Source organism: Sphingomonas sp. BAUL-RG-20F-R05-02, from assembly GCF_022662305.1.
Classification (GTDB): Bacteria; Pseudomonadota; Alphaproteobacteria; order Sphingomonadales; family Sphingomonadaceae; genus Sphingomonas.
Map to the genome: position 1 here is coordinate 1 of NZ_JAKNQH010000068.1, position 736 is coordinate 736.

1 protein-coding gene is annotated in these 736 nt (G+C 64.8%); it reads left to right on the top strand.

The window, feature by feature from the left end; translation table 11 throughout:
- Nucleotides 1-736, top strand: a 736-nt coding sequence (locus L8F97_RS22455; protein WP_242154959.1) for an IS3 family transposase, incomplete at both ends; no start/stop codon positions are given.

The window sequence follows — 736 nt, forward strand, 5'->3', positions numbered from 1 at the left end:
ACCAGCCACCGCCAAGATCACGAGGGCGGCCGCCGTTGCCAGACGCCGAGCTGGTTGCCGACATCCGGCTGCTTGTCGCCGACCTGCCAACCTACGGCTACCGCCGCGTTCATGCTCTGCTCCGCCGCGACGCGGAGAAAGCCGGGCGCGCAGCGCCTAATGCCAAGCGTGTCTACCGCGTGATGAAGGTGCACGGGCTGCTGCTCCGGCGTGACGGTGAACGCCACGAGGAGCGGCGCCATGATGGCCGCGTCGCCGTCGACCAGCGCAATACCCGCTGGTGTTCCGATGGGCTCGAGATCGCCTGTGACAATGGTGAGAAGGTCCGTGTCGCGTTCGCACTCGACTGCTGTGATCGCGAGGCGATGGGGCATGTGGCCACAACAAGCGGTATCACCGCTGAGGACGTCAAGGACCTGATGGTCGCCACCGTCGAGCATCGCTACGGACAGGTGAACCGCGTGCCCGAGCCGATCGAGTGGCTCACCGATAACGGCAGCTGCTACACCGCGCGCGACACCCGCAGCTTCGCTCGCAACATCGGCTTGGTGCCGCTTACGACCCCGGTCAGCAGCCCACAATCGAACGGCATGGCAGAGGCATTCGTTCGCACCCTTAAACGCGACTATGTCCGGGTGAGCCCGAGGCCGGATGCTCGCACCGTAATCGACCAGCTGCCAGGCTGGATCGACCATTATAACGAGGTGCATCCCCACCGTGCTTTGGGCTATCGTTC